Source organism: Zeaxanthinibacter enoshimensis, from assembly GCF_004362865.1.
Lineage (GTDB): Bacteria > Bacteroidota > Bacteroidia > Flavobacteriales > Flavobacteriaceae > Zeaxanthinibacter > Zeaxanthinibacter enoshimensis.
Window position 1 is genome coordinate 910,790 of sequence record NZ_SNYI01000002.1, and the last position, 23,637, is coordinate 934,426.

The 23,637-nt window shown below is 46.2% G+C and carries 21 protein-coding genes; 11 read left to right on the forward strand and 10 right to left on the reverse strand.

The genetic code is table 11. The annotated features are described in order from the left end of the window. Position 1: 1 nt before the first annotated feature. Complete coding sequence (locus CLV82_RS10165; protein WP_133644190.1) at positions 2 to 949, reverse strand: TerC family protein; 948 nt, start codon at positions 947 to 949, stop codon at positions 2 to 4. A 149-nt stretch (positions 950 to 1,098) separates the two neighbouring features. Here CLV82_RS10165 and CLV82_RS10170 point away from each other — a divergent pair, with 149 nt between their 5' ends. Genes CLV82_RS10170 through CLV82_RS10180 form a run of 3 tightly spaced genes read left to right on the forward strand, consistent with a single transcriptional unit; the run spans position 1,099 to position 2,663 of the window. Beyond that, complete coding sequence (locus CLV82_RS10170; protein WP_133644191.1) at positions 1,099 to 1,479, forward strand: hypothetical protein; 381 nt, start codon at positions 1,099 to 1,101, stop codon at positions 1,477 to 1,479. Positions 1,480 to 1,489: 10 nt separating this feature from the next. Further along, on the forward strand, positions 1,490 to 2,023 hold the full coding sequence (locus tag CLV82_RS10175; RefSeq protein ID WP_133644192.1) for a peroxiredoxin-like family protein: 534 nt from the start codon (positions 1,490 to 1,492) through the stop codon (positions 2,021 to 2,023). Between the two features lie 10 nt (positions 2,024 to 2,033). Next, entirely contained in the window at positions 2,034 to 2,663 is a 630-nt protein-coding gene (locus tag CLV82_RS10180; RefSeq protein WP_133644193.1) for an NADPH-dependent F420 reductase, read from the forward strand. A gap of 83 nt (positions 2,664 to 2,746) precedes the next feature. Here the strand turns inward: CLV82_RS10180 and CLV82_RS10185 are convergent, their stop codons facing one another. From CLV82_RS10185 to CLV82_RS10195, 4 genes are all read right to left on the reverse strand, one after another. After that, positions 2,747 to 3,976 (reverse strand): multidrug effflux MFS transporter, encoded by a 1,230-nt coding sequence (locus CLV82_RS10185; RefSeq protein WP_133644194.1) that lies wholly within the window; start codon positions 3,974 to 3,976, stop codon positions 2,747 to 2,749. Positions 3,977 to 4,022: 46 nt separating this feature from the next. Further along, the gene (locus tag CLV82_RS14730) at positions 4,023 to 4,160 is read right to left on the reverse strand and encodes a hypothetical protein (RefSeq protein ID WP_166636703.1); all 138 of its coding nucleotides are present in this window, start codon (positions 4,158 to 4,160) and stop codon (positions 4,023 to 4,025) included. A gap of 95 nt (positions 4,161 to 4,255) precedes the next feature. Continuing rightward, entirely contained in the window at positions 4,256 to 6,040 is a 1,785-nt protein-coding gene (locus CLV82_RS10190; protein WP_133644195.1) for an alpha-amylase family glycosyl hydrolase, read from the reverse strand. A 751-nt stretch (positions 6,041 to 6,791) separates the two neighbouring features. Continuing rightward, a complete protein-coding gene (locus CLV82_RS10195) occupies positions 6,792 to 7,736 on the reverse strand; it encodes an EamA family transporter (RefSeq protein WP_133644196.1) in 945 nt (314 codons plus the stop codon). Between the two features lie 170 nt (positions 7,737 to 7,906). Here CLV82_RS10195 and CLV82_RS10200 point away from each other — a divergent pair, with 170 nt between their 5' ends. Together CLV82_RS10200 and CLV82_RS10205 are read left to right on the forward strand one after the other, a co-directional pair. Beyond that, the gene (locus CLV82_RS10200; RefSeq protein WP_133644197.1) at positions 7,907 to 8,782 is read left to right on the forward strand and encodes a sugar phosphate isomerase/epimerase family protein; all 876 of its coding nucleotides are present in this window, start codon (positions 7,907 to 7,909) and stop codon (positions 8,780 to 8,782) included. A gap of 12 nt (positions 8,783 to 8,794) precedes the next feature. Next, positions 8,795 to 9,385 (forward strand): pseudouridine synthase, encoded by a 591-nt coding sequence (locus CLV82_RS10205; RefSeq protein ID WP_133644198.1) that lies wholly within the window; start codon positions 8,795 to 8,797, stop codon positions 9,383 to 9,385. Here the strand turns inward: CLV82_RS10205 and CLV82_RS10210 are convergent, their stop codons facing one another. After that, complete coding sequence (locus CLV82_RS10210; RefSeq protein ID WP_133644199.1) at positions 9,386 to 9,886, reverse strand: GreA/GreB family elongation factor; 501 nt, start codon at positions 9,884 to 9,886, stop codon at positions 9,386 to 9,388. Positions 9,887 to 10,067: 181 nt separating this feature from the next. Here CLV82_RS10210 and CLV82_RS10215 point away from each other — a divergent pair, with 181 nt between their 5' ends. The 5 genes from CLV82_RS10215 (at position 10,068) to CLV82_RS10235 (ending at position 16,661) form a co-directional block, all read left to right on the forward strand. Continuing rightward, positions 10,068 to 11,030, forward strand: a complete 963-nt coding sequence (locus CLV82_RS10215) for a YihY/virulence factor BrkB family protein (protein WP_133644200.1) — start codon at positions 10,068 to 10,070, stop codon at positions 11,028 to 11,030. A 137-nt stretch (positions 11,031 to 11,167) separates the two neighbouring features. Further along, entirely contained in the window at positions 11,168 to 11,845 is a 678-nt protein-coding gene (gene gntA, locus CLV82_RS10220) for a guanitoxin biosynthesis heme-dependent pre-guanitoxin N-hydroxylase GntA (protein ID WP_133644201.1), read from the forward strand. Next, on the forward strand, positions 11,842 to 12,417 hold the full coding sequence (locus CLV82_RS10225) for a DUF1989 domain-containing protein (protein ID WP_133644202.1): 576 nt from the start codon (positions 11,842 to 11,844) through the stop codon (positions 12,415 to 12,417). The genes gntA and CLV82_RS10225 overlap by 4 nt, the downstream gene beginning before the upstream one ends. Before the next feature lie 83 nt (positions 12,418 to 12,500). Continuing rightward, on the forward strand, positions 12,501 to 15,413 hold the full coding sequence (locus CLV82_RS10230; RefSeq protein ID WP_133644203.1) for a PEP/pyruvate-binding domain-containing protein: 2,913 nt from the start codon (positions 12,501 to 12,503) through the stop codon (positions 15,411 to 15,413). A 3-nt stretch (positions 15,414 to 15,416) separates the two neighbouring features. Next, positions 15,417 to 16,661: a serine hydrolase gene (locus tag CLV82_RS10235; RefSeq protein WP_133644204.1), complete on the forward strand. Its 1,245-nt coding sequence runs from the start codon at positions 15,417 to 15,419 to the stop codon at positions 16,659 to 16,661. Here CLV82_RS10235 and CLV82_RS10240 read toward each other — a convergent pair. The 4 genes from CLV82_RS10240 to CLV82_RS10255 all read right to left on the reverse strand — a co-directional run bounded on the left by CLV82_RS10240 (position 16,653) and on the right by CLV82_RS10255 (position 22,126). Then, positions 16,653 to 19,493 (reverse strand): Npt1/Npt2 family nucleotide transporter, encoded by a 2,841-nt coding sequence (locus tag CLV82_RS10240; RefSeq protein ID WP_133644205.1) that lies wholly within the window; start codon positions 19,491 to 19,493, stop codon positions 16,653 to 16,655. The genes CLV82_RS10235 and CLV82_RS10240 overlap by 9 nt on opposite strands. Positions 19,494 to 19,522: 29 nt before the next feature. Beyond that, on the reverse strand, positions 19,523 to 20,422 hold the full coding sequence (locus CLV82_RS10245; protein ID WP_133644206.1) for a serine hydrolase: 900 nt from the start codon (positions 20,420 to 20,422) through the stop codon (positions 19,523 to 19,525). A 192-nt stretch (positions 20,423 to 20,614) separates the two neighbouring features. Continuing rightward, positions 20,615 to 21,046 carry an FKBP-type peptidyl-prolyl cis-trans isomerase gene (locus CLV82_RS10250; RefSeq protein WP_133644207.1) on the reverse strand — a complete coding sequence of 144 codons (432 nt, stop codon included), beginning with the start codon at positions 21,044 to 21,046 and terminating at the stop codon, positions 20,615 to 20,617. A 123-nt stretch (positions 21,047 to 21,169) separates the two neighbouring features. Continuing rightward, positions 21,170 to 22,126: a nuclear transport factor 2 family protein gene (locus CLV82_RS10255; protein ID WP_133644208.1), complete on the reverse strand. Its 957-nt coding sequence runs from the start codon at positions 22,124 to 22,126 to the stop codon at positions 21,170 to 21,172. A gap of 220 nt (positions 22,127 to 22,346) precedes the next feature. Between CLV82_RS10255 and CLV82_RS10260 the strand changes: the two genes are divergently transcribed. Further along, positions 22,347 to 23,609, forward strand: coding sequence for a mechanosensitive ion channel family protein (locus tag CLV82_RS10260; protein ID WP_133644209.1), 1,263 nt, complete (start codon positions 22,347 to 22,349; stop codon positions 23,607 to 23,609). Positions 23,610 to 23,637 lie beyond the last annotated feature (28 nt).

Sequence of the window (23,637 nt, forward strand, 5' to 3'; positions counted from 1 at the left end):
CCTAATCCAATTCTGTTTTTTCAGGTTTTAACAAGGAGGCCGCTATCCCACCTAGCAATGCCACCAGGATTACCGTGAGTGATACCCATTCTTCCAGGTGCAGGAAATGAGAGAACAACATTTTAAGTCCCACGAATGCCAGGATAACCACCAGGCTGTAGTGGATGTACCTGAATTTTGCCAGCATGCGCGAGATCAGGAAGTACATGGAACGCAATCCCAGGATGGCCAGGATATTAGAACTGAAGACGATAAAGGGGTCAGATGTGATCGCTAATATCGCCGGGATGCTGTCAAGGGCAAAAAGTATATCCGTAAGTTCTATGACGATGAGAGCTACAAAGAGGGGAGTGGCGGCCTTAATTCCCATCCTGCGAATAAAGAACTTATGTCCGTCCATGGCCGTGGTAAGCGGGTAAATTTTCTTCACCTGTTTAAAGACGAAGGACTCTTTTGGTTTGTAATCTTCTGCATCTGATTTCAGCATCTTGTATGCCGTATATAAAAGGAATACCCCGAAGACGTATATGATCCATTCAAACTTATTGATAAGGGCAACACCGAATACGATCATTATAGCCCTGAAGACAATAGCTCCCAGGATACCCCAGAATAGCACCCTGTGCTGGTATTTTGCAGGAATGGCAAACGAGCTGAAGATCACCGCGATCACGAAGACGTTATCAATACTCAGGGAAAGTTCTATCAGGTAGCCGGTGATGTACTTCAAAACCGCGTTACCCGGGGTAAGCCCGGTAGGATTTTCAATAAGCCCCGATTGGAAGAGCCAGTAGATTACCCCGCTGAAACCCATTGCTACACTCACCCAGACCGAGGTCCATATGGCAGCTTCCCTGGTTCGGATAACATGATCTTTTCGGTTAAAGACCCCCAGGTCCAGTGCAAGAAATATAATGATCAGAAAAATAAACGATCCCCAGATCCACATAGCAATTTTCAGTTTAGTGGCAAATATAACAATCGATTCGATAGATAGGACAGGAGCAGGGGCGGTATGACTTAAGTAACTAAAAAAAAAGGTTTTTGGGTCAAGGTGGCGGGGTTGAAAAAAATATATTCCATCAAAATGATTACCGCATGAAACTTCAATACTTAAACTTTTTATTGCTGGGATTCCTTTTCCTGGCCCCGGTTGATATCAATGCCCAGGATCCTTACCTCCAAACTGAGAATAAGACTGCTGAGGAAATTGCCATTGCGTTGACCAGGGACTACCAGGCCGAATTGGGAATGACCGTAGAACAAGGAAGTAAATTCCGCCAGAAAGTTGAAGAATTCCAGATCCGCAGGCAAAAGATCGACAAGATGGATTTGCCGATGCCTGAGAAGATGGTCCTGATGAAAAAACTGTCAAGACAGGAAACTGCTGAAATAGCAAATATCCTGACAAATCCCCAGCTAAGGGCTTACAAACGATTGAAGCGAAGCATGCAACCTGAACAAGTAACAATAAATTAAAAAGAAACAGATGTTAATACCGAATGAAAAAGTTCCCCAGTTGAAAGTGCCACTGATAAATGGGACTGAATGGGATCTGTACGCGCAGGAACCAGAAAATTTTACCCTGGTTATCTTCTACAGAGGGCTGCACTGCCCGGTATGTAAAAGTTACCTGGAAGACCTGGCCCAACTGCGTGATAAATTTGCCAGCAGGGGAGTGCATATCATCGCCATAAGTGCAAATACGGAAGAATTGGCCAAGAAGACCGCAGAGGAGTGGGACATCCCCGGCTTACCCGTCGGGTACGGAATTAACATGGAACAGGCTCAGGAATGGGGGCTCTACATATCCGGGGCCATCTCTGATAAAGAACCTGGACATTTCTTTGAACCCGGTTTATTCCTGGTCAGGCCGGATCAGAAGCTTTATGCCGGATCAGTTCAGACCATGCCTTTTGCCAGGCCAAGGCTAGCGGAAGTTTTAAAGGCGGTGGATTTTATTTTGGAGAACGATTACCCGGCCAGGGGAGCAGAAACGAAATACGAACAAGCAAACATTTAAAAAAAATATGATGAAAATAGGAATAATAGGAAGCGGGAAAATAGGTGGAACGCTAGGGAAACACTGGGCTAAAGCCGGTCACGAGGTTATGTTCAGTTCCAGGCATCCTGAAGAACTTAATTCACTCGTTACGCAAGCCGGTAAGAATGCCAAGGCCGTTTCAGTTGCAGAAGCATTCGAAGCTAATGCAGATGCATACCTGCTGGCTGTTCCCTTTAAGGAGGTAAACCGTATCGCTGAAGTCTTTGCCGGGGAATACGGACAGAAAGTAGTTATAGATGCAACCAATCCTTATCCTGAAAGAGACGGTGAGATTGCCCAGGAGGTAAGGGACAGTAACAGAAATGCTACGGAATACACCGCTATGAAATTCAGTACAGCTTTAACGGCAAAGGCTTTTAACACTATCAAGGCGGATGACCTGAAGAAGAGAGCATTCCGTGATACTGACAGGCTGGCTGTGCCTTTTGCAGCCCAGGATGAGAAAAGCCGGGAAGTGACAAAACAGCTGATAGAGGATATTGGTATGGATGCTGTTTATGTGGGTGATCTTTCCGCCACCCGTGCTATGGAAGTAGACCAGCAGGTGTATGGAGTAAGCACTGATAAAAAGGAATTATCAAGTAAGCTAAGTATTTGATATTAAGTAAATTATTTATTTTTATATCAACAGGTTGTTGCATTAGTAGAGAAAGTCGTGATCAGGGTAGGTTACGGCTTTCTTTATGCCTTACTACGAATTAATTTTAACCTCCATTCTTTCAGGTCTTCAGACCGGGCAACTCCCAGCAGTAATAGGGAGATAAAACTGCAAATAGAGAATCCTATAAATAATGGAAGAGCTGTTCCCAATACATAATGGCCGATATAAGTACTGATGGGTACAGCCATTAAAGTGGAAAGAAACCCTGTAAGGGCAGCTGCTATCCCTGCAATATGACCCACAGGCTCCATCGCCATGGCCCTGAGGTTTCCGAAAAGAAATCCGATAGCAAAGAATTGCAGGCCAAAGAAGGTCAGTAATATGGAAACATGTGGATTATCCCCGGAAGGAAACAGGAGCACATAGGTCAGGGATACTGCAAAAAAAGATATCAGCGAAAGAGTGATCAGGCGTTGCATTCCAAAACGCATTACCAGGCTGCCATTCATAAAGGTTGCTGTTCCTATAGTAATTGCCAGACCTGCAAAAATATAAGGGAAGCTTTCGTCCAGGCCGTATTGTCTTTCAAAAATTTGCTGGGAAGTACTGAGGTAGACCAGGAAGGAACCGGTGATAAAACCTGAGATCAGGGTATATATCATGGTTTGCCTGTATTTTATGAGCTCCTTGTAGCCCTTCCCGAACAAGTTGAATTTAAACGGTTTCCTGTTCACGGGAGCGAGGGTTTCCGGCTGCCGTCTCCAAAACCAAAGACACACCAGGAGACTACAGAAGACCTGGGTATAGAATATGGCCTGCCAATCGTAAGAATCCATGATGAGTTTCCCTGATGCCGGTGCGATCACCGGGACGAGTATGAAAACTACGGTCACAAAAGACATGATCCTTGCCATGCGGTCGCCGCTGTAACTGTCACGTATCATAGCAATACTGATAGTTCTCGGGGCAGACAGCCCGATTCCCTGGAGGATACGCCCCAAAACCATGGTCTGCAGGTCTGTTGCACTTACACAGAGCAGGCTGGCAAGAATGAATAAGGCAAAACCGATGAAAACCACCGGTTTACGCCCTAAACTATCAGAGACCGGCCCAAAGATGAGTGGGCCGGAACCGAGTCCGAGGAAAAAAAGAATAATCAGCAGCTGGTTCTCCGTAGGATCTGCGGTACCTATAGAACGTCCAATAACATCCAGTGCCGGGAGTAAGGCATCCAGGGCCAGGGCAACGATCGCCATCAGCGATGCCATCAACCCTACAAATTCTGCCTGGGACCTTTTTGTCTTTACCATCCGGCAAAATTAGCGGATAAAACTGAAGCTGCCAGTCGATATTGTTTTAAAAAATCTCAAAAACATAGCCCAGCAACCAGTATAATATCAGGAATACGATGATAGTCCCGATACACCCGCATCGGCCTCCGCCAATTTTCTTAGCCCCGTAGCCTGCCACTATAGCCCGTATTATATTTTTCATGGATCTGATTTTATTTTTAAAGCTATTTAATCCGGAGCGGGAACAAGTGCTCTAAATCCTTATTTTATAACGCGTACACTCACTTAATTAACCTATCAAAGCGTATAAATAAGTGCGGCGTAGGCCGGGATATTGAATTTACCTGATAAGGCCCGTTGATCTGTCATCTGCTCCTCGATCTCCGGTTCACTAACTTCGAGGTCTGAAAAATGATCATCATAGCCTTTCCAGACCGTATTCACGCGCAGTTTCCAATCAAGACCGTCATCTATTCCGATCATGTAATCGAGGTGGTCTACAGCGCTGAAATTCAGGATGACCATCACGGGTTGCCCCATAGCTTTCCTGCTATAAGCCAGTATTTTGGTCTCCGGGTTAAAGTGAATTATTTCTATATCCTGACCTCTTAATCCGTCGGTACCGGGGGATGCCCCTGTTCTCAATTTCACGAGATCAGAAACCAGGCGGAAGATGCCGCGATGCTTTTTGAATTTATCCCAATCCAGGGGTTCTGTATCCTGGAAATACTCGTCCTCTATGAATTCCTGGCCCTGGAAGATCATGGGGATTCCGGGGGCAGTCAGCACCAGTACTAATCCCAGGATAGCTCGTTTCTTAGCGAAACCACTTTCTGCATCTCCCGGCTGTATCTCTTCGGGCACCCTAGCCTTACCATTTGCCACTTCATCGTGAGACTCGGTATAAATGATCCGGCGGAAGACATCCCCGCTGTAGGAGTAGGTGAGGGCATCAACGATCTTCTGGATGTCCCTGCTGTCGTCATGGGTATCTGTCAGAACTTCTCTTACGGGATGTACAAAATGCATATCCCACTGAGAACCATAGCCTACACCTCCGGCCGAAACAGGATCGGTAATAAATGGGTGGCCCTTAAGATCCTCGGCGATGGTCAGTACATGCGGATATTTCTCCTGCAATTCCGTATTGATCTCCCGCATCATCTGGTTGCCTTCTTCTATAGCCACGTCTTCCCCTAAACCCCCGCCTTCAAAGCGGATATAGGAAGTTGCATCCAATCTCAGGCCATCACAATGGTATTTTTCTATCCACATCAGGGCGTTATCCCTGAGGTACTGTCGTACCTCCTGCCTGCCATAGTCTGGACGGGTATCACCCCAAGGGGTCTGACTCCGGTGATCGTTATAGAAATAAATTCCTCCTTTCCCGTTCTCACTCCACCCATCAAATTGCCACAGGTCCACATCCGAAGGGCCGAAATGATTATAGACCACATCCATAATAATTGCGATCCCGTGTTTATGAGCTTCCCGCACAAGACTGGCCAGTCCCTCAGGTCCACCGTAGTCCTGTTCAATCGCAAAAGGATGTGCAGGGTTATATCCCCAGGAGATACCCCCGGCAAATTCTGCTACCGGCAGAAGTTCTATACAGTTGATACCGAGGTCCGCGAGGTAGGGGAGTTTTTCAATGACATCAGCAAAAGTGCCCACTTTTCCAGGATCTTTCCTGTTAAAGGTACCCACATGCAGTTCGTAGATCACCAGGGTATTCCAGGGCGGCATTACAAAATCGTCACCTTCCCAGTCAAAATCGAGGTCCCGGATGATCGAATTCCCATTGCTGTTAGTCACTTCAAAGGCATAAGGATCATTCCGTTCTAATTCCTGTCCCTGGTAGTGGATCAGGTACTTATATTCTTGTCGTGGCTTGGCCAGGTCTGTAACCCCAGACCAATATCCCACTTCTTCGTGCTCCAGTTCAAAGTCGGTCCGGTTCCAGTCATTAAAATCACCGATAACAAATACTTTTTCGGCATTCGGGGCCCATACCCTGAAGGTGGTCAGGCCATCCTTTATTGTGGCTCCCATCCCAGGGGAGCGCTGAATTGTTGTTTCCATGAGTTAAGATCGCCGGAAATTTAATGTGAATTCCCGCTTCCGGCGCATATGATAAATGTACGTCAGACCCTGTTGTCATTGACGTTTTCAAAGAGACGATTATGCGCTTTGGAAGGAATAATATTGATCTGTTTAATGCGTAATACGGTCACAGGGTCATGCCGTCAAGCGGTGGTGACGCGGTGATGCGGTGATGCGGTGATACGGTGATGCGGCCCGCCCGACTGAACGTCGTTCGGGCGGGGGATGCAGTGATACGGTGACACAGGCACAGATAAGTCCCGAGTAAGCGAACAGCAAACTGCAAACTGCGAACTTCACACTCGAACCTCAAACTTCAAACCTCGAACTAATTAGGTACATAGTTACATAGGTACATAGGTGCAAAGTGGTTACATGAGGGAAAAGGGATACAGGAAGCTTTACCATAATGATTAAACTCGAAACTAATTAAGCGTAACCAACCGCAAACTGCAAACTGCGAACAGCGCACTCGAACCTCAAAACGTCGTTCGGGCGGGTGATGCGGGGATGCAGTGATACGGCCCGCCCGTACCGAACGGCACGTTCGGGCGGGTGATACAGTGATGCGGTGATACAGAGACACAGGTCCTGATATTTAAATCCTCAAACTTCAAACTTCAAACTTCAAACCTCAAACCTCGAACCTCGAACCTCGAACTATCATCCCGTGCACTATAATTTATATTATGTAAAATAGAACATTTAAGAAGGATCAAACCGACCCCAATCAACTCCCCTGGCTTTTGCTGACCTTGTTATTCCTGAAACGCGAAAGCAACACCAGTTTTTTCTTGGTATTGATGAAATACACCCCTGTTAGCAATACTACCGCTGCCACGATAGATTGAGTCGTGATCGGTTCCTTTAAAAAATACCCGCCTAAAAACATGGCTACAATAGGATTCACATAGGTATTAGTGGCTACTTTTTCCGGGGATACCGATTTCAGCAGGAAATTGAACGAGGTAAAGGCTACAATACTGCCAAAGATCACCAGTAACAACATGGACCAGTTGGTCTTGGCACTCCACTCCCAGGGCATACTCCAGCTCTCTCCAAACCCCAGGCTCAGTATGCCCAGGATAATACCGCCGGTCAGCATTTGGTAACCCGTATTCACAAAGAAATTCTTGGGGAATTCGGCCTTACTTACAAATAGACTGCCATACGCCCAGGCCAGCATGGCCAAAAAGATCATAAATATTCCCAGGAAAGAATTCTCCTGTTGCACCACGGTTTTCTGGCTGATCAGCAGATAGATCCCGCAGACGCCTAAAAACACCCCTACCAGGGACATGGGTTGGATCTTCTTGCCCTGAATCAGCCACATCATCAACAGGATGATCAAAGGTTGGGCGGATATCTCCAATGCGGCAAAATTACTGTCTACAAACCGTAATGCCCACACTACCAGCCCGTTCCCAAAACTGATAAACAGGAAACCGGCTATAACACTGTTCTTTAACTGCCTGGGAGTAATTGACAAACTCTTTCCCATGAGCCTGGCGATCAGGAAAATGAGCAATCCCGCGGTCACAAATCGAATCCCGGCCAACATAAATGGCGGTAATTCGGTCACCGCGATCTTATTAAGCAGGTATGTTGACCCCCATATTACGTAAATGGCGAAAAAAGCAGCAATTATTAAGGGGACATTCGTTTTGGGTTGCATAGGTAGCTCTGCGTATTAAAAGACAATATTAAAGCATTTTATGTTTCCGCTATCCATCCTGTTTCCTGAATTAATTAACGTATCCCGTCAATCACTATGCATTTTAGGTCTGTCCATGGTCTAATTGACATACATTCATTAACTTTAATAATTCATTAATTATATATCCTATGAAGTCGCTCTTTCCCTCTAAATATTCCGGACTCCTGCTATTGTTTACCATCCTCTTTTCCCTGCATGCAGGAGTAGCCCAGGAAAAATTTGGCGGTCTTGCACTATACACAGTTAGAGATAATATGAACAAGGATGCCCGGGCAACGCTTAAATCTGTTGCCGATGCTGGTTATGCCCATATTGAAGCTGCCGGGTATGAGAATGGTAAGTTTTATAATATGAGTCCGTCAGATTTCAGCGCTCTACTCCGGGAATTAGGCCTAAAACCCGTCAGCACCCACCAGGGCAGCGTTACCCTGGAAAATGCGGACCAAATGATGACAGATGTCAAAGCAGCGGGGTTTACCTACTTTGTCATCCCGGTACCGCCAATGGGCAGGTTCTATTACGATAATAAGACTGATACTATGGGAATGACCGGCAGTGTTGAAGAACTGGCTGATATCCTTAGAACTTTGGGGGAAAAAGCCAATAAAGCAGGATTACAACTGTTATATCACAACCACGATTTTGAATTTGTTGAGAATGAAGATGGCATAGTTCCTATCGATTACCTGCTGGAAAACCTGGATCCGGAGCTTGTTAATTTCCAGATGGACCTCTTCTGGGTGACCAAGGCCGGAGCCGATCCTTTGGCATATTTTGAGAAATACCCAGGCAGGTTTAAGATCTGGCACGTTAAGGATATGGATAAACAAGGAAAATTTGCCCCTGTAGGTACCGGGACCATAGATTTTGCGAAGATCCTGGAACATAAAGAAACCGCCGGGATGCAGTACTATATGGTGGAACAGGATAATACCTTTGATCTTGAGCCCCTTAAAGCCATCCGGGTAAGCCATGGAAACCTCAAAGCGATCGGCTTCAATTAATCATTATTCTTTTTGATCAAGGACCGGCATTTTTACCTGTACAAACCCTGTGGGATGCTCAGCCAGCTCAGTTCAGGAAATACCAGGCAACGCTCAAAAAAAAGGTTTTTGACGGAATTGTTCGACTTCCCTCCCGGTTCCATGCCCATTGGTCGCCTGGATGAGAAATCAGAAGGCTTGCTGCTGATGACCACCGATGGTAAATTCAGTGACTGGGTCAATCGGTCTGGTCTGGAAAAAGAATACTATGCACAGCTTGACGGCGTGATAGACAAGACTGCTATTGAACAACTTCAGAATGGTGTTGAAATTGGATTCGAAGGAAAACGGTATAAGACTCAGCCCTGCCAGGCACATCTGCTGGAAAAACTACCTTCCCTCCCTCCTGCCGACCCCAGGTTGAGAATAGGGCATCACAGGCCTGGGAGTTGGATCAGCATTACGATCAGCGAGGGAAAATTCCGCCAGATCAGGAAGATGACAGCCGCGGTGGGATTTCCTACCCTAAGGCTGGTGAGGATGCGTATCGGCCCCTTCTGGTTAGACGATCTTCAGCCCGGCCAAGTCCTTTCTCTTGACCCGGAGATACTCGGGTATAGATAATCACGCCCTGATCTCCAGGATCTCGAAGGTCCGTTCCCCTCCGGGTAAAGCCAGGGTAACCTTCTTGCCTTTTTCCTGGTGCATCAACAGTTTCGCCAATGGTGAAGTAAATGCGATCTTACCTTTTTTTATGTCCGCTTCATCCACTCCTACTATCCTGAAATTTTGTGGTCGATCCGCATTCCCTATTTTAAGACTTACCTCGGTGCCAAATCGCACGGTTTCCACAGGTTCTACCACCTTCTCCACTACCCTGGCACTGTTTATCCGTTCGTTGAGCTGTTTTAATTTAAGATCGATCATATTTTGACCGATCCTACGATCCTTTTCTGTTTCTGCCTGTAACCCCTCCCTTTCCTCGGTCAGGGCAGTACGTTCGGCAAGTAGTTCCTCCATCCCGGCGGGAGTGACATAATTGGGTGTTCCCTCGGGCAGATCCGCCCGAGGGGGGATAAAAGGAATTTCTTCCTGGTCATCTTCTTTTACAAATCCTCTGCTCATAATCCAATATCACATTTTCTATAAAGATAGGAAACATCGCTATTTACTCCGGAAAGAATGGGAAATAGCTGTTTCACCGATGCGACTAATATTTCCGTTTTTCCTGTCACCAATGTTCCGGGTAATTGGATACATTATTTCCATTCTAATTATGATTATCACAAAATAAAAATAACGATAAATGAGTAACGCTACCCCAACTGACAATCACGAGACCTCCTCCCCTTCCGAAATATCGGGATCGGGCTGGTGGGACATTATAAAAAGGATCAAGGAACAGCTATCTAACGACCATGCGGAGATCGTTGCCGCCGGGATCGCCTTCTATTTTTTCCTGGCGATCTTCCCGGCCATAGCGGCTTTTGTTTCCATTTACAGTCTTATAATAGACCCTTCCCTGATGAATCAACAATTATCCAGTCTGCAGGGAACTCTACCCTCCCAGGCATTTGGCCTGATTCGGGATGTAATTACCTCGGTCAGCCAGCAGTCACAACAAGCTCTTGGCTGGAGTATAGTTTTTAGTATACTTTTCAGTCTCTGGAGTGCCAACAAGGGTACCACGGCAATTTTTAAGGGATTAAATATTGCTTACCACGAATCAGATGACCGGAGCTTCATCAAAAGAAAAGCCATCACCCTGGGAATAACTTTTTTGTCAATTATCATCGGGATCCTGAGTCTGGCAGTAATCATTGCCTTTCCTTCATACCTTTCCGGCCTTAATCTCACCGGTTTATTAGAAGTTCTGGCCGGAGTACTGAGATGGGTTGTATTAGGATTCGTAATCATGATGGGGCTTTCTTTCCTTTACAAGATCGGGCCGGACAGGGATAACCCGGAATTCCGCTGGGTAAGTCCGGGTGCAATAACCGCTACCCTTCTATGGCTGCTGGGGTCTTTATTATTCACCTGGTTTGTCAATAACTTCGGAAATTTCGGGAATACCTATGGAGGTTTTGCCTCTGTGATCATCCTGATGTTATGGTTTTTTTTAACCGCCTTTATTATTCTGCTCGGCGCCGAGATAAATGCGGAAACGGAACACCAGGTGCGAAAAGACAGCACTGTGGGTGAAGATGAACCCCTGGGCCAGAGAGGAGCACACTATGCTGACCGGGTAGCATCCGGAGATAAAAAATAGGAATAATCCCCTTCAGAAATCCAGTCGACATAAAGTAGGTGTCCACCCCTAAACCGGTTAAACGATATGCTTTTCGCGTCAATACACCGCAATATGGTTTCCTAATTTTACAGGGATAGCATTAATCTAAGACCTCTATGGAAAATCATATAGAAAATTCCTTAAGAAAGGAATTTCAATCCTTTATACTGGAAAAGGACCATCCTTGTATCATGGCAAAGACCATGTTTGAACTGGACACCTTTAAACTGAAGGCCTATCCGGAAATGGGTAGTAAAGAGACTACTGAGAAATTACTGGATGACCTGGAGAACTACCTGGAAAATTACGACTTTACATCTCCTGAATTCTATAGCTTTATCGCAACATTTCCCAAGATGGAAATTGCGACAGAAATAGAATATGAAGAGCTGTTATGGGAGCAGCTGCAAGCCCTGCACCTGGCAGATGAAACGGATTGGGACCCGGACGTTAACTCGGACCCTTCTGCTCCGGATTTTAGCTTCAGCCTGCTCGGCAAGGCCTTTTATATCGTGGGAATGCACCCGCAAAGTTCCAGGCAGGCGAGACGCAGCCCGGTTCCCTGCATTGTCTTTAACCTCCACTGGCAGTTTGAACAGTTACGCGAAATGGGCACCTACCAGAGAATCAGAGACACTATCCGGCAAAGGGATAAGGAAAAGCACGGTTCTGTTAACCCTATGCTCAGTGATTTTGGAACTTCCAGCGAAGCCAGGCAGTACAGCGGACGACAGGTTTCTGAAGCGTGGAACTGTCCTTTTCTCAGGAAAGAGTTAGAAAAAGAGAACGGATGAATATTATACCAAGACAATCAGGGACATCATTAAAATTAAAAAAGGGACAGGTTTTAACGGTCATTGATCCCGAAGGTGGGCAGGTCAGTGATATGGTCCTTTTTAATGCAAATGAAAAAGGAGAAAAACTGTCTTCGGGTAAAACCCTGGATTTTGAAGAAACCATTCTGATTACGGAAGGGCATCACCTCTGGAGCAACCGTTCCCGGAAAATGATGAAGATCCTTGAAGACTCTAATGGCCGGAATGATTTCCTGTTAGCCCCCTGCTCCCCGGAGACTTTTAAGATCCTCTACGGGATCGAGGAATACCACCCTAGTTGCTTTGAAAATCTTTCAATCAACTTAAAGGAATACGGCATAAGTCCGGATGACATACCCACTGCTTTCAATATCTTTATGAATGTCCAGTTTGATCAGCACGGGAAGATCACAGTAGCGCCTCCTACATCCCGTGCGGGTGACAGGGTGAGATTTGAAGCCTTGATGGACCTGGTGGTGGGACTAACTGCTTGTTCTGCCGAAGACAGCAACGGAGGCAGCTTTAAACCTATTCATTACCAGGTAGATTAAAAGCAATGACTTAGAATTGTATTATATTGGTGGCAGGTCTCCGGCAACCTGTCCTGTCCTGTTAATTATGCATACGTGAATTTATGAAGTACTACAACACCCTGCTTAGTTGTCTTTTTTTCTTATTCCTATTCCAACTGGGAGCCCAGGAAATACCCAATAGCACTGTAGAAAAATATATTGAAGATTATAAAAAAGATCCTCGTGGTCCTTATCTAAGGATCAGGTGGTTCTGTAATGACGGGAGCATCAGGGAACCACGGGACCCTTGCCCGGACAACATCGGGGGTGGCATCCAACACGCCAGTTATAAACCGGATGTAGTCGCACTGGGTAAAAAGAATAAACTGTACTTCGGGCAGATCCTTGCCGCTACAGAGATAGAGGATTTCTGGTATGATGATGATAACCAGAGCAGGTTGAAGCAATACCAGCTTGGAAGGTACCTGGCTAGTGTTGATGATGGTTGGATCCTGAGAAAGGCACAATACTACAGGGGTGCTGTCCAGGCCGAAGATGAACAGGCATGGGGAATTAATTTCTACCAAAAGATCTTTTCAGTGGACTCCCTGCTCAGGCAGCATTATTACCTGCTCAGGCAGTCCCTGAGAGATGTGCCCCATTCCGGGGATACTAATGTAGCTCAGGAGATGAGGAGCCAGAGTAAAGTGATCTCTGAAGAGTACACTCCCTTTATGGATGCACGGATAAAGATCCACGGAAAACCGGAACCTAAAGACATTGGTATGGTGCGGAATTTCCTGGAGAAGCACCAAAGTAAATTATCTCCCGAACTGCTGAAGCGAATGAAAGAATTGCTGGAGACCATGAAAGAGTTTCACAGCCCCGTTAGTATGGCGGAGCTGTCGCGCCGGATCGGGGATATAAAAGGGGACAATAATTTTACCACGGAATTCAAGGCAGCACTGATGGCCCTGGACCGTGAAACCGACGCTAAAACCGTGGTGAAAGGGCTTGCCGATCTGCTTTGCGAGATCCGTGAGAATATCACCAGTATTGAAAAACCCCGGGACAGGCTGCTCATTATGGATCTAAGCATTGAATTGGAAAATGAACTCATCAAAAGGTCACAGGAATGGAAACCTACAGATCTGCGCCAGCTCCTGTCAAAGATATATACCTTGTCTTATGCCAGTATGGGGTCCGGTTTGCTGGAAATGCATGAATGGGAATCAATTAATGATCTCTTACTTGTACAGGATAATACCGAGAAACTAAGCATGGATCGGCTTCAGGAATTCCAGCGAGGGGCTCGTTCCGTAGTGGAATGGAGTGCCGCTATGGTCAAAGCGGTTTACGGAACAGAAGTAGACCGGTATGCCGAGTTCGAGCCTATGGCACGTACCTTCCTGGACGACCGGATCCGCAGCTCGGTCAGCCTTGGGCTGGGTGAAAGTGTGAGCAGGCTCGGGGATTACATCTCTGAAAAATCTTCCTTGGAAAATAAAGTTTTCAGCATCGCAGACCAGGGTGCTGTACGCGGCCTTAACCCCGGTTACGCCAAAGGAACCCTGGTTGTGGTAGCAGGGGACCCGGAGGCGATTGAAGTTGATTCCGATAAGATCTACGTGTTTCAGCGACCCCCTTCGGACCTGAAGCCAGTGGCCGGCATCATGACGGTCTCTGAAGGTAACCTGGTCTCCCATGTACAGTTACTCGCCCGGAACCTAGGTATCCCGAACGCAGCGCTTTCCGAACGCAACCTCCGGGATTTAATGGCGAAGAACGGTTCCGAAGTTTTCTACGCGGTAACCCCGGCAGGAAACGTGGTAATGAAAGCCGCAACCAGCATGTCTGCGGAAGAGTCAGCCCTCTTCAGTACAAAAAGCAGGAATAATTCCAAGATCACCGTTCCCACGGAAAATATTAATACCACGGCAGAGCGGGTCCTCAGCCTGAGGGAAGTGGACGCTGAAGATTCAGGCAAATTATGCGGTCCCAAGGCGGCCAACCTGGGAGAGCTTAAAAAACTGTTCCCGGAACAGGTTGTGGAAGGCCTGGTGATCCCCTTTGGTATTTTCAGGCAACATATGAACCAGCAAATGCCTGGGAAAGGTATGTGTTACTGGGAGTTCCTTACTGCAACCTTTGAGAAGGCAAGCGAAATGAGAAAAGCAGGTGTTGCAGACGAACAGGTAGAAGAGTACCAGCTGAGCAACCTGAAGGTCCTGGCTGACGCCATCAGGGAAATTAACTTATCTGCGGAGTTCATGGCCGAGTTAGAGGAGCAATTCACAGCGATCCTCGGGGGCAAGATGGGTACTGTCCCGGTATTCCTGCGGAGTGATACTAACATGGAGGATCTTAAAGAGTTTACGGGAGCCGGACTAAACCTCACCCTGTTCAATATCCTGGAGCGCGAAAAGATACTCCAGGGTATCAAAAATGTATGGGCTTCCCCATACAGCGAGCGTAGTTTTAAATGGCGGCAGAGTTACTTGCTAAACCCGGAAAATGTTTACCCTTCCATCCTGATCATCCCCAGTGTGGATGTGGATTATTCCGGGGTAATGATCACAAAAGGAATTAATATTGGTGAGGAGAAAGACCTTACCATAGCGTTCAGCAGGGGCGCCGGTGGGGCCGTTGACGGCCAATCTGCGGAAACATACCTCGTCACAGAAAACGGCTGGCAGCTCCTCTCCCCTGCCCGACAACCGGATTATATCAGGCTGCCTGCAAGCGGAGGAGTTAAGAAACACTACGCCACCTTTGAAGAACCGATCCTGAATCCCGGCAACATCGAATCGATCCGAAATATCGCAGCGGAGATCCGGAATAAGATCCCGGGCTCGGGTGAAGCAGATTATAAGGGGGCTTATGATGTAGAACTTGGTTTTAAAAATAATAAGCTATGGCTCTTCCAGATCCGTCCTTTTGTCGAGAACACTAATGCGCGGACCTCGGAATACCTGAACAGTATCAGTCCGAAGAAGCCTGCTAACTTAACTATTTCCCTGGATACAAAAATTTAATATATGCGTACTAATTTCCTGTTTATCACCACATTCTTTATACTCACTTCCCTGGGACTGTTCCTGTATCCCATAGACGGTTATAACCGGAGCGGGATCACTCGATTACTGCAGATCCGGAAATTCCAGGAAGACAGTATACCCTATACCCGGATACCCAAGGGGGCATACCTGGGGGTAGAGGATATCCGTCTGAACCTGCTCTCGAGGCGGGATGACCCCATGGAGAATTTACTGACCGAAGACAGAAGTTTTGCCGAAAAGATCAACAAGCTCTTTCCCGGGAAAGGATATTCCGCAACGGTCATGGATATCACCAACCCTGATTCTCTCCGTTATGCGGCCTACAGGGAAGAGATTGGGTATCAACCCGGTAGTGTGGGGAAATTGGCCGTGCTTATCGCCCTCTTTGACCAGCTGGCCAAATTATGCCCCGAAGATTTTGAACAACGGATTGCACTGATGAGGAACCGCAGGGTTAAATCCGGAATATGGGGGACAGGGGATCACCATACGGTTCCGATATACAATCCCCAGACCAATCAGCTTACCAGGCGCACGGTCAGGGCTGAGGACGAGTTCTCGTTATTTGAATGGGCAGATCATATGGTCTCTGTAAGTAACAACGGTGCTGCAAGTGTAGTCTACCGGGAAGCCCTGTTGATGGCCGCCCTTGGTGAGGATTACCTGACCCTGACCCCGGAACAGGCAGAGAAGTTCTTTAAGGAAACTCCCCGGGATTCACTGACCAACTTGTCTCATCAGGTCGTCAATGAACCGCTCCGGAAAATGGGAATTACAGAAGATGAATGGCGATTAGGGGGATTTTTCACCAATGGGCCAGACAAATATGTTAGTCGTAAAGGCGGCAGTATCGGTACCCCGGTCGGGCTAATGAAATTTATGTTGAAAATGGAACAGGGATTGGCCATTGACGCTCCCTCCAGTCTTGAAATGAAACGGATATTATACCTGACAGACAGGCGTATACGCTACGCTCACTCCCCCAGGCTTAACGATGCCGCGGTATATTTTAAATCCGGCAGTTTTTACAAGTGTGACCGGAAGAAAAATCCGGATTGTGGGGAATATGCAGGGAATGTTTTCAATTATATGAATTCGGTCATCCTGGTTGAACATCCGGATGGAACCCGGTATATCGTCTGCCTGATGACCAATGTACTGAACAAGAACTCTGCAGGTGAACATATGTACCTGGCTACGGCTATAGACAGGATCTTACACTGATTTCGGTTTAAGCGCCAGGCGGTGCAGGACCCGCTTGGCCAGTTCACTGACTTCCGGGTTTTTGTGATAGGTTAATTTCCTTACGATCTTCCTGTATTTGGGGTCGCCGAGTTCATGAATGATCCGCAGGCAGGTCATTTTGATCCGTTTGCCGCGATTAGCCACCAGCATGTTGATACACTTATATTCATCCATCTTCTTAAGGGCGGGCATAGCATCCTGCTGATCAGGATTTTCGAGGATCCTGTATTCCAACAAAGGAAGTATGGCACCTTTGAGCCGATTATGCAACAGGTTATCCAGGAATTCCAGTGCATTGTGCACGGTATCTTCTTTCTGACTTTTTATACCATAGTAAGCCACCTCTATATCCGCATGATGATACTTAATACTTAGTAATTCAAAGATTGCTTGAAAACTGAGGTCTAACTGCTGATATAAGATCTGTAGTAGTTCCTCCCGGGCGATATGCAGGTCCAGGGTTTCCCCCGCACTGCCCGGGTCTTCACCCTGGGCTGTGTTCAATGTGGCGTTGATCGTGTTCAAAGACCATATTGTATTCTTATAGTATTTGCTCTCCCTGATAATATACCGGCTTATCTGTCTGTCGGGGAACCGTAATTTAGGATTGGATAATTTCAGCTTTCTCAGGTGCTTTGCTGATGCCAGACGGGTGCGAACATCCCTGTTCTTTAATAACCTCAATAAGGTATTAACAGAATGCTGATTGTGGAAAGCCCCGATAACCTCGGGCAGGTAAGGCTTAACCTGGTCTTCCAGCAACTCCTGTTCCGCCATCGAATACAATGTCCTGGAGATTTCCTGGCCATAGTTTTTCAGAGCCCTGATACCGGATTTCCTGAATTTCTTCTCTTTGAGTGTATGGAGCAGCGGTTCAATAAATCTTTGATCTGCTGTTAGTCCGGCAGCTTTTATAGCTTTTTTGACCACCGTATCCTCCGGGTTATTCAGCTGTTCCGCTATAAACGGATAAAACTGAGGAAGGCCAGCAAAACCTATTATCAACAGGGTATCGGAAAGGTAATGTGCAGAGGGCGAAGGGGTATGTTGTATCGTATTGATCCGCTGGCTGATCCGTTCTGATAGTTGGTATCTCGCCCCGAGTTTCTCATTATTGGTCGCTTCCTGTGCCAGGCACAGAAGGGCTGCATCAGCGATCTGGGCCTGGGTGTGGTCCAGGTAGGTGTTAAATACATACACATCATTGATATGTGTATTATCCAGGATATACTCCATAGCTGCCACGACTACATCCCGGTCTTCCAGTTCCAGTAAGCCCATCACTTTTTTTGAAGCGGTACCTTTATCGTAAAAATGCAACAGCTTCAGGGTCTTTGTCTTCACCCTGCTGTCTGGGTGGTATAATAGCGCGATGATATCGGCCTGGAGCGCTTTTAACCTGTAGTTATCAAGCTTGTCTAACAGGGTAAGGATCTCTTCCTCTGAACCTTTAGTCAGGATATCCCTGGCATGCCTGAGGGTGGCCGCTCCCCTATCGCCTTTCTTATCCTTATTGACAGGGTCAATTGAACTTTTAAGGTTTCTGCGGAACGAATCAAAATACGCCTCCCTGAGCCTGTAGATAAGCACGATCCAGGCAAATAAGAAAAGCAGGATCAGGATGGTAATATAGATCGTATCTATTTCCATTTTACGGATCACGAAATACAATAAAAGCCCCGCTACCCCACCTGATATGCTGTCTACAACCACATCGATATAAGACTTGGCCTGGTTTTTCACCTGGAACGGGACAGGCATAATAGAAAGCTCTAAGGCTGCTTTGTAAACGGATTGTTTAAAACTACCATCTATACCTTTGAGCAGCACCAGTACCCATAGTTCCGGGAAAGTAAGGAAAAGCAAGCTCCCCAGGGCCAGGGCCAAAGGCATGAGCAAAAGTGTACTGGCAACGCCGAGACGATCCATGATCCGGGTCGTCAGTAACAACTGTATCAACAGGGCAAGGACATTGAACGTGGAGAACCAGAATCCAAAGAAAGAGGCCAGATCATCCGGGTCAGGGATAAGTTTATTGGCATAATCACTGAATTGAAAATCGACCAGCTTTGCAACGATAACACCAACGGCTACGATCCCGGCCAGGTTAGAAAGGTGCTTGGAGTCCAGGATCAGTTTATAGGCAGGTGAATCCTGCACAGTCTTAGCGCTGGTCCGCTGTTTCCGGGTGTACAGGTTTAATTTGGAAATTCGTAATCGCCATACATTGTGTAAGATCGGAATACAGATCAACAGTAGTACAGCAGAGAGAAGAATGGCGAACTTATTCCCTAAGCTTGAAGCGATAATCGACGTCAGGTACCCGCCGATAATACCACCCGAGATCGCCCCGGCCCCTATAAAGCCGAATAACCTTTTGGCTTCCCTGGAATTATAGACCATGTTTGCGAACAACCAGAACTGGGAGGTGGTAAGTACCGCGAACAGGGATACACTGATATAGTAAGCAAAAAGCGCAAAGGTATTGATCAGTTTAAAGTGGATCAGCAGGCTCAGTAAAATAAAGCAGGCTGAAAAAAAGACAAGTGTGGAATATATGATAGACCTGAGCGAAAAATAATTTACCGCTTTGCTGTAAAAGTAGAAACTGCCCATCGCTATCAGGGCAGTAAGCATATATCCGTAAGGCAGGTAAGCAGCCCCAAGTTCCGAAAGAAAGAGAGCGTTTACCGTGGGTTTAACGATCAGGAGTACGGTGATGATCAGGAAGATATACAGCTGCATCAGCAGTGACACCCTGAATTCCCCGTCCCTGAGCAGGAAAAGTTTTTTTAAGGTAGTTTTGAGCATACCGGCACATTAGGTCTGCTCAAAAGTACTTATAATTGATGGCTTTTTTTGATAACATTTTCAAGAGGCCGCACCACTCTCCTCATAATTTGTTCACCATAGGCATCATCGACTAGTACAACGATGATATACCTCCTGTTAGGTCCCCAGACCAGGGCAGAATCTGAGTGATAATTACGCCAGGAGCCTGATTTCCGGTATAGCTTTGCTTTAGGTGCGATTCGATCCAGGGTATTTACGAATTTATGATGCAACCCGGGGTCTACCATAATCTCGAGCATCTGCTCGGAACGCTCCTTGCTTACCAATTCCCCCATGGCCAGCATATAATAGAAGTTACTCACCTGCCTGGTAGTTGCTGCATGGCTGAGCCCTTTCATCGGTTCCGGATGTCTTAGTCCGCCTGCAGCATAGCGCTTGCCAACCCAGAGTCCGCCTCCCTCCTCTTCATCATATAGTTTATACTTGGGATTACGTAAAGTGGCTTCTATACGGTCGTATCCTAAGCGATCTATCATCCGGGTAGATGCCTGGTTATTGGATTTCCTGATCATTAAGGTAAGGTCCTCTATAACCTCGGGGGTTTCCTCGAGGACTCCCTCTTCCATGGCATCCATGGCTGCCAGGAGAATAGCGATCTTCGGCAGACTTGCCGCATACATCATATGGTCGTCGTTGATCCCTGCATAACGAACGTTGTTCAGATCCGAAAGATCGACAAGACCCACGGTCATTTTCTTGTTGTTGATCAGCCGCTTCCATGTCGGGTTATTGCACAATTCAGTCTTTAATAATTTCCTTAGTTTTTCACTGTGCAATTCTGTCAAAGGCTTAACCTCTTCAGATTTAGCTATAGGCAGAGTTGGCTGTGCCAGAGACAGTTGTACCATGCAGAGAGCAGCGATTATAAAAGAAATTCGTTTTAGCATAGAGTATTTGAGTTTATAAAAAACTAGCGCAATATTAACACATTTCAAAATTCACTCTCATAAAATTTTGATAAAGTCGTATTGCTGTTACAATTAGGCATTAAATAATTGTCAATGAGAGTTTTAAGCACAAAAAAACCACCCTTTTCAAGGTGGTTTTTATACTGTATATGGGAATCAAATTCCCGCAGATTATCCTTTGATCTCTACAACCTCCAGGTCAAAAACCAGATTGTGTCCTGCTAAAGGATGGTTAGCATCAATAACGATGTGCTCATCGTGTACTTCTGCCACCCTCAGCTGGCGCTGGGAACCGTCAGGATTCTGTGCCATAAGGCCCATCCCTACTTCCGGCTCTATTTCCTGAGGCAGTTCTGATTTCTGTACTTCCTGGAAAAGTTCTTTACGAACATCTCCGTAAGCTTTGTCCTGTGGTACAGTAACAGTCTTCTTTTCGTTGACCTCCATATCGATCAGTCCTTCTTCAAAACCCGGAATCAACATTCCCTGACCCAACTGAATTTCAAGAGGATCTCTTCCTTCAGAACTGTCAAAAACCTGACCGTTCTCTAATTTTCCGGTGTAATGTACCAGTACTGTGTCGTTCTCTTTTACTTTACTCATCTAAACTTAATTATCTTATTTTCAATCCTGTTATAAAGGGCAAAACTAGGAAATATTGACCGGCTTAACGAATAAACCCCCGCTAAATCCGGGGGTTTTACATAAACTTAACAGTATTAAGTCCTATTCAGATGCTGTAGCAGACTTATCACCGGCTTCTTTCAGAACCGCACTGCTGTAGTATGCCATGCTGTCTGTGATCTTACCTTCATCGTTAAAACCATGAATGAACATCACCGGAAATGTGATCTTTTTTTGATCTGATTTCCTTAGCAGGTAGAAATTCCACCAGGAAAGAACGTCTTTCTGATCGCCCAGGTCGTACTCCAGGTAATCTGGGTACCCACGGACATCGATACTCCTGATTTCAAAATCCTCCAGGAATTTCTTGGTCCATTCCTTGTCTTCCTCCAGGCTCATAGTCTTCCCGGCTGGCATCTCGAGGTCCCTGAACCGGGCATCCGGACTGAAATAACTGTAAGCCTCATCGAATTGCCCGAATTCCATCGCATGGATCATCTTTCTTACCGTATTGATGTTTTCGTGATTCTTATAAATGGTTCCGTTAACAAGATCCTTTTCACTGGTCCATATTTCTCTGAAAGGCATAGTGTTGGTATAGTTAATGATCGTTTTCACCTTACCCTCGTCATTCATCTGATACAACCGATGAACCGGCATATCCAGTTTTACCCCGGTTGTCTTATGAACCCCTTTCATATGATCCCAGGATTGCACCCACATTCCACTGTCGGCATACTCGATAGCATCCGGATAGGCTCCGGAAGTTGGTTCAATACTCAGGTGGTTAAAATTCTCATGCCACCATTTTAAACCATTGATAAACCTTTCTTTACTGCCACCTTTGGCTTCTTTATTGGTATTTATCCCATTGTACGATTTAAAATCATCAGCCAGGAGCATGGATATCTTTGCAGAATCTCCTTTTACCCATGCATCGTTAAGTTCACTGACCGTGTTTATAGCCGGATGCTCAATATACACGGTGCCATTCTTCTTTTTTTGTGCTATCAGGCCAAATGCCATGAGTAACGCCAATACTAATACCTTCGATTTCATACTCCAGAATTTTAAATGTTACCTGCCAGAGTTACGTCTTTTGATAGAATAAGAAGGCCGGACAGGGATGAATAGCCATGAAAATTGTCCGGGTAGCGCGAATGAATTAGCAAAGGTTCATTATAGCTTTATGAAGTATGGCAGCATGCGAGCAGACTAAAGGGCTTCTGGAGCCCCGGAACCACTATTTTACTGTATTTTTGTCCAAAAATTTCCTTCTATGGACAATGGATTCGTGCATTTCCTGTATGATTATTTCCTTGAGCTGGGTATGAGTGAGTATGCTGCTCACCTGCTCAATAGTGCAACCTTACTGGTGGTTGCCATCCTGCTGGCCCTGGCGATGGATTATATTATCTGGAAGATCCTCCGTTACATAGCTATTAATATTGCGAGACGCAGCCGCACTAATTTTGATAATTTCCTGGTGACCAACCGGGTGCCACGCGGGGTTGCTCATTTACCGCCACTGGTCTTTATGCTGGAAATGGTGAAATGGATCTTTGTAGATTACCCCACAATTGGTTACTGGGCGTTGAAGTTTTTCCAGGTATTGGCGGTAATCCTGATACTGCGCATTGTAAAAAGAGTACTGGCGAGTATCAAAGATTACCTCAAAACCCTTCCCAGGTTTCGCGATAAACCTATTGACAGTTATATCCAGGTGTTCATGATCTTTGCCTGGGTTACCGGTTTGCTCATGATCATTGCCCTGATCACCGGCAGTACACTCTGGAAATTCTTTGCCAGTTTCGGTGCAGCCTCTGCCATTATACTGCTCATCTTCAAGGATACCATCCTGGGGCTTGTCGCCAGTATACAGGTAAGTGCCAACGATATGGTGCGTATCGGGGACTGGATCACGTTTGAGAAGTTCGGTGCAGATGGATACGTAATAGAAATAAACCTCGCTACGGTAAAGGTTCAGAATTTTGATATGACCATTACCACGATCCCGACCTACTCCCTGATCGCTGATTCCTTTCAGAACTGGAGAGGGATGCGTGAGTCCGGTGGAAGAAGGATAAAGAGAGCCATCATCCTGCAACAGCGGAGTGTGAGGTTCCTGAAGCCCGAAGAAGTGGAGTCATTAAAGAAAATCCAATTGATATCTGCCTATATTACCCAGCGAACAGAGAAGATAGACCAACATAACGCAGATCATAAGGCTGATAAGACTTTGGCCATCAATGGCCGCAACCTGACCAACCTGGGGTTATTCCGGAAATACGCAGAAACCTACCTGGAGCACCATTCGGCCATCAATAAGAAAATGACCCTGATGTGCAGGCAGATGGCGCCAACATCCCAAGGAATCCCCATAGAAATATATGCCTTCAGTACGGACAAAAGATGGGAAAATTACGAATATATCATGGCAGATATCTTTGATCACCTGATAGCCGCCACCCCATATTTTGGTTTAAAGATATTTGAATTACCCACAGCCCTGGAAACCTCTTTAGCAAATGAAAAAGGTTAAAGCACTTGAGGATTACTTCTTCATAAAT

Coding starts and splice junctions, on each gene's coding strand:
- CLV82_RS10165 (WP_133644190.1), bottom strand. CDS start 949: ATGTGGATCTGGGGATCGTTTATTTTTCTGATCATTATATTTCTTGCA.
- CLV82_RS10170 (WP_133644191.1), top strand. CDS start 1,099: ATGAAACTTCAATACTTAAACTTTTTATTGCTGGGATTCCTTTTCCTG.
- CLV82_RS10175 (WP_133644192.1), top strand. CDS start 1,490: ATGTTAATACCGAATGAAAAAGTTCCCCAGTTGAAAGTGCCACTGATA.
- CLV82_RS10180 (WP_133644193.1), top strand. CDS start 2,034: ATGAAAATAGGAATAATAGGAAGCGGGAAAATAGGTGGAACGCTAGGG.
- CLV82_RS10185 (WP_133644194.1), bottom strand. CDS start 3,976: ATGGTAAAGACAAAAAGGTCCCAGGCAGAATTTGTAGGGTTGATGGCA.
- CLV82_RS14730 (WP_166636703.1), bottom strand. CDS start 4,160: ATGAAAAATATAATACGGGCTATAGTGGCAGGCTACGGGGCTAAGAAA.
- CLV82_RS10190 (WP_133644195.1), bottom strand. CDS start 6,040: ATGGAAACAACAATTCAGCGCTCCCCTGGGATGGGAGCCACAATAAAG.
- CLV82_RS10195 (WP_133644196.1), bottom strand. CDS start 7,736: ATGCAACCCAAAACGAATGTCCCCTTAATAATTGCTGCTTTTTTCGCC.
- CLV82_RS10200 (WP_133644197.1), top strand. CDS start 7,907: ATGAAGTCGCTCTTTCCCTCTAAATATTCCGGACTCCTGCTATTGTTT.
- CLV82_RS10210 (WP_133644199.1), bottom strand. CDS start 9,886: ATGAGCAGAGGATTTGTAAAAGAAGATGACCAGGAAGAAATTCCTTTT.
- CLV82_RS10215 (WP_133644200.1), top strand. CDS start 10,068: ATGAGTAACGCTACCCCAACTGACAATCACGAGACCTCCTCCCCTTCC.
- gntA (WP_133644201.1), top strand. CDS start 11,168: ATGGAAAATCATATAGAAAATTCCTTAAGAAAGGAATTTCAATCCTTT.
- CLV82_RS10225 (WP_133644202.1), top strand. CDS start 11,842: ATGAATATTATACCAAGACAATCAGGGACATCATTAAAATTAAAAAAG.
- CLV82_RS10230 (WP_133644203.1), top strand. CDS start 12,501: ATGAAGTACTACAACACCCTGCTTAGTTGTCTTTTTTTCTTATTCCTA.
- CLV82_RS10235 (WP_133644204.1), top strand. CDS start 15,417: ATGCGTACTAATTTCCTGTTTATCACCACATTCTTTATACTCACTTCC.
- CLV82_RS10240 (WP_133644205.1), bottom strand. CDS start 19,493: ATGCTCAAAACTACCTTAAAAAAACTTTTCCTGCTCAGGGACGGGGAA.
- CLV82_RS10245 (WP_133644206.1), bottom strand. CDS start 20,422: ATGCTAAAACGAATTTCTTTTATAATCGCTGCTCTCTGCATGGTACAA.
- CLV82_RS10250 (WP_133644207.1), bottom strand. CDS start 21,046: ATGAGTAAAGTAAAAGAGAACGACACAGTACTGGTACATTACACCGGA.
- CLV82_RS10255 (WP_133644208.1), bottom strand. CDS start 22,126: ATGAAATCGAAGGTATTAGTATTGGCGTTACTCATGGCATTTGGCCTG.
- CLV82_RS10260 (WP_133644209.1), top strand. CDS start 22,347: ATGGACAATGGATTCGTGCATTTCCTGTATGATTATTTCCTTGAGCTG.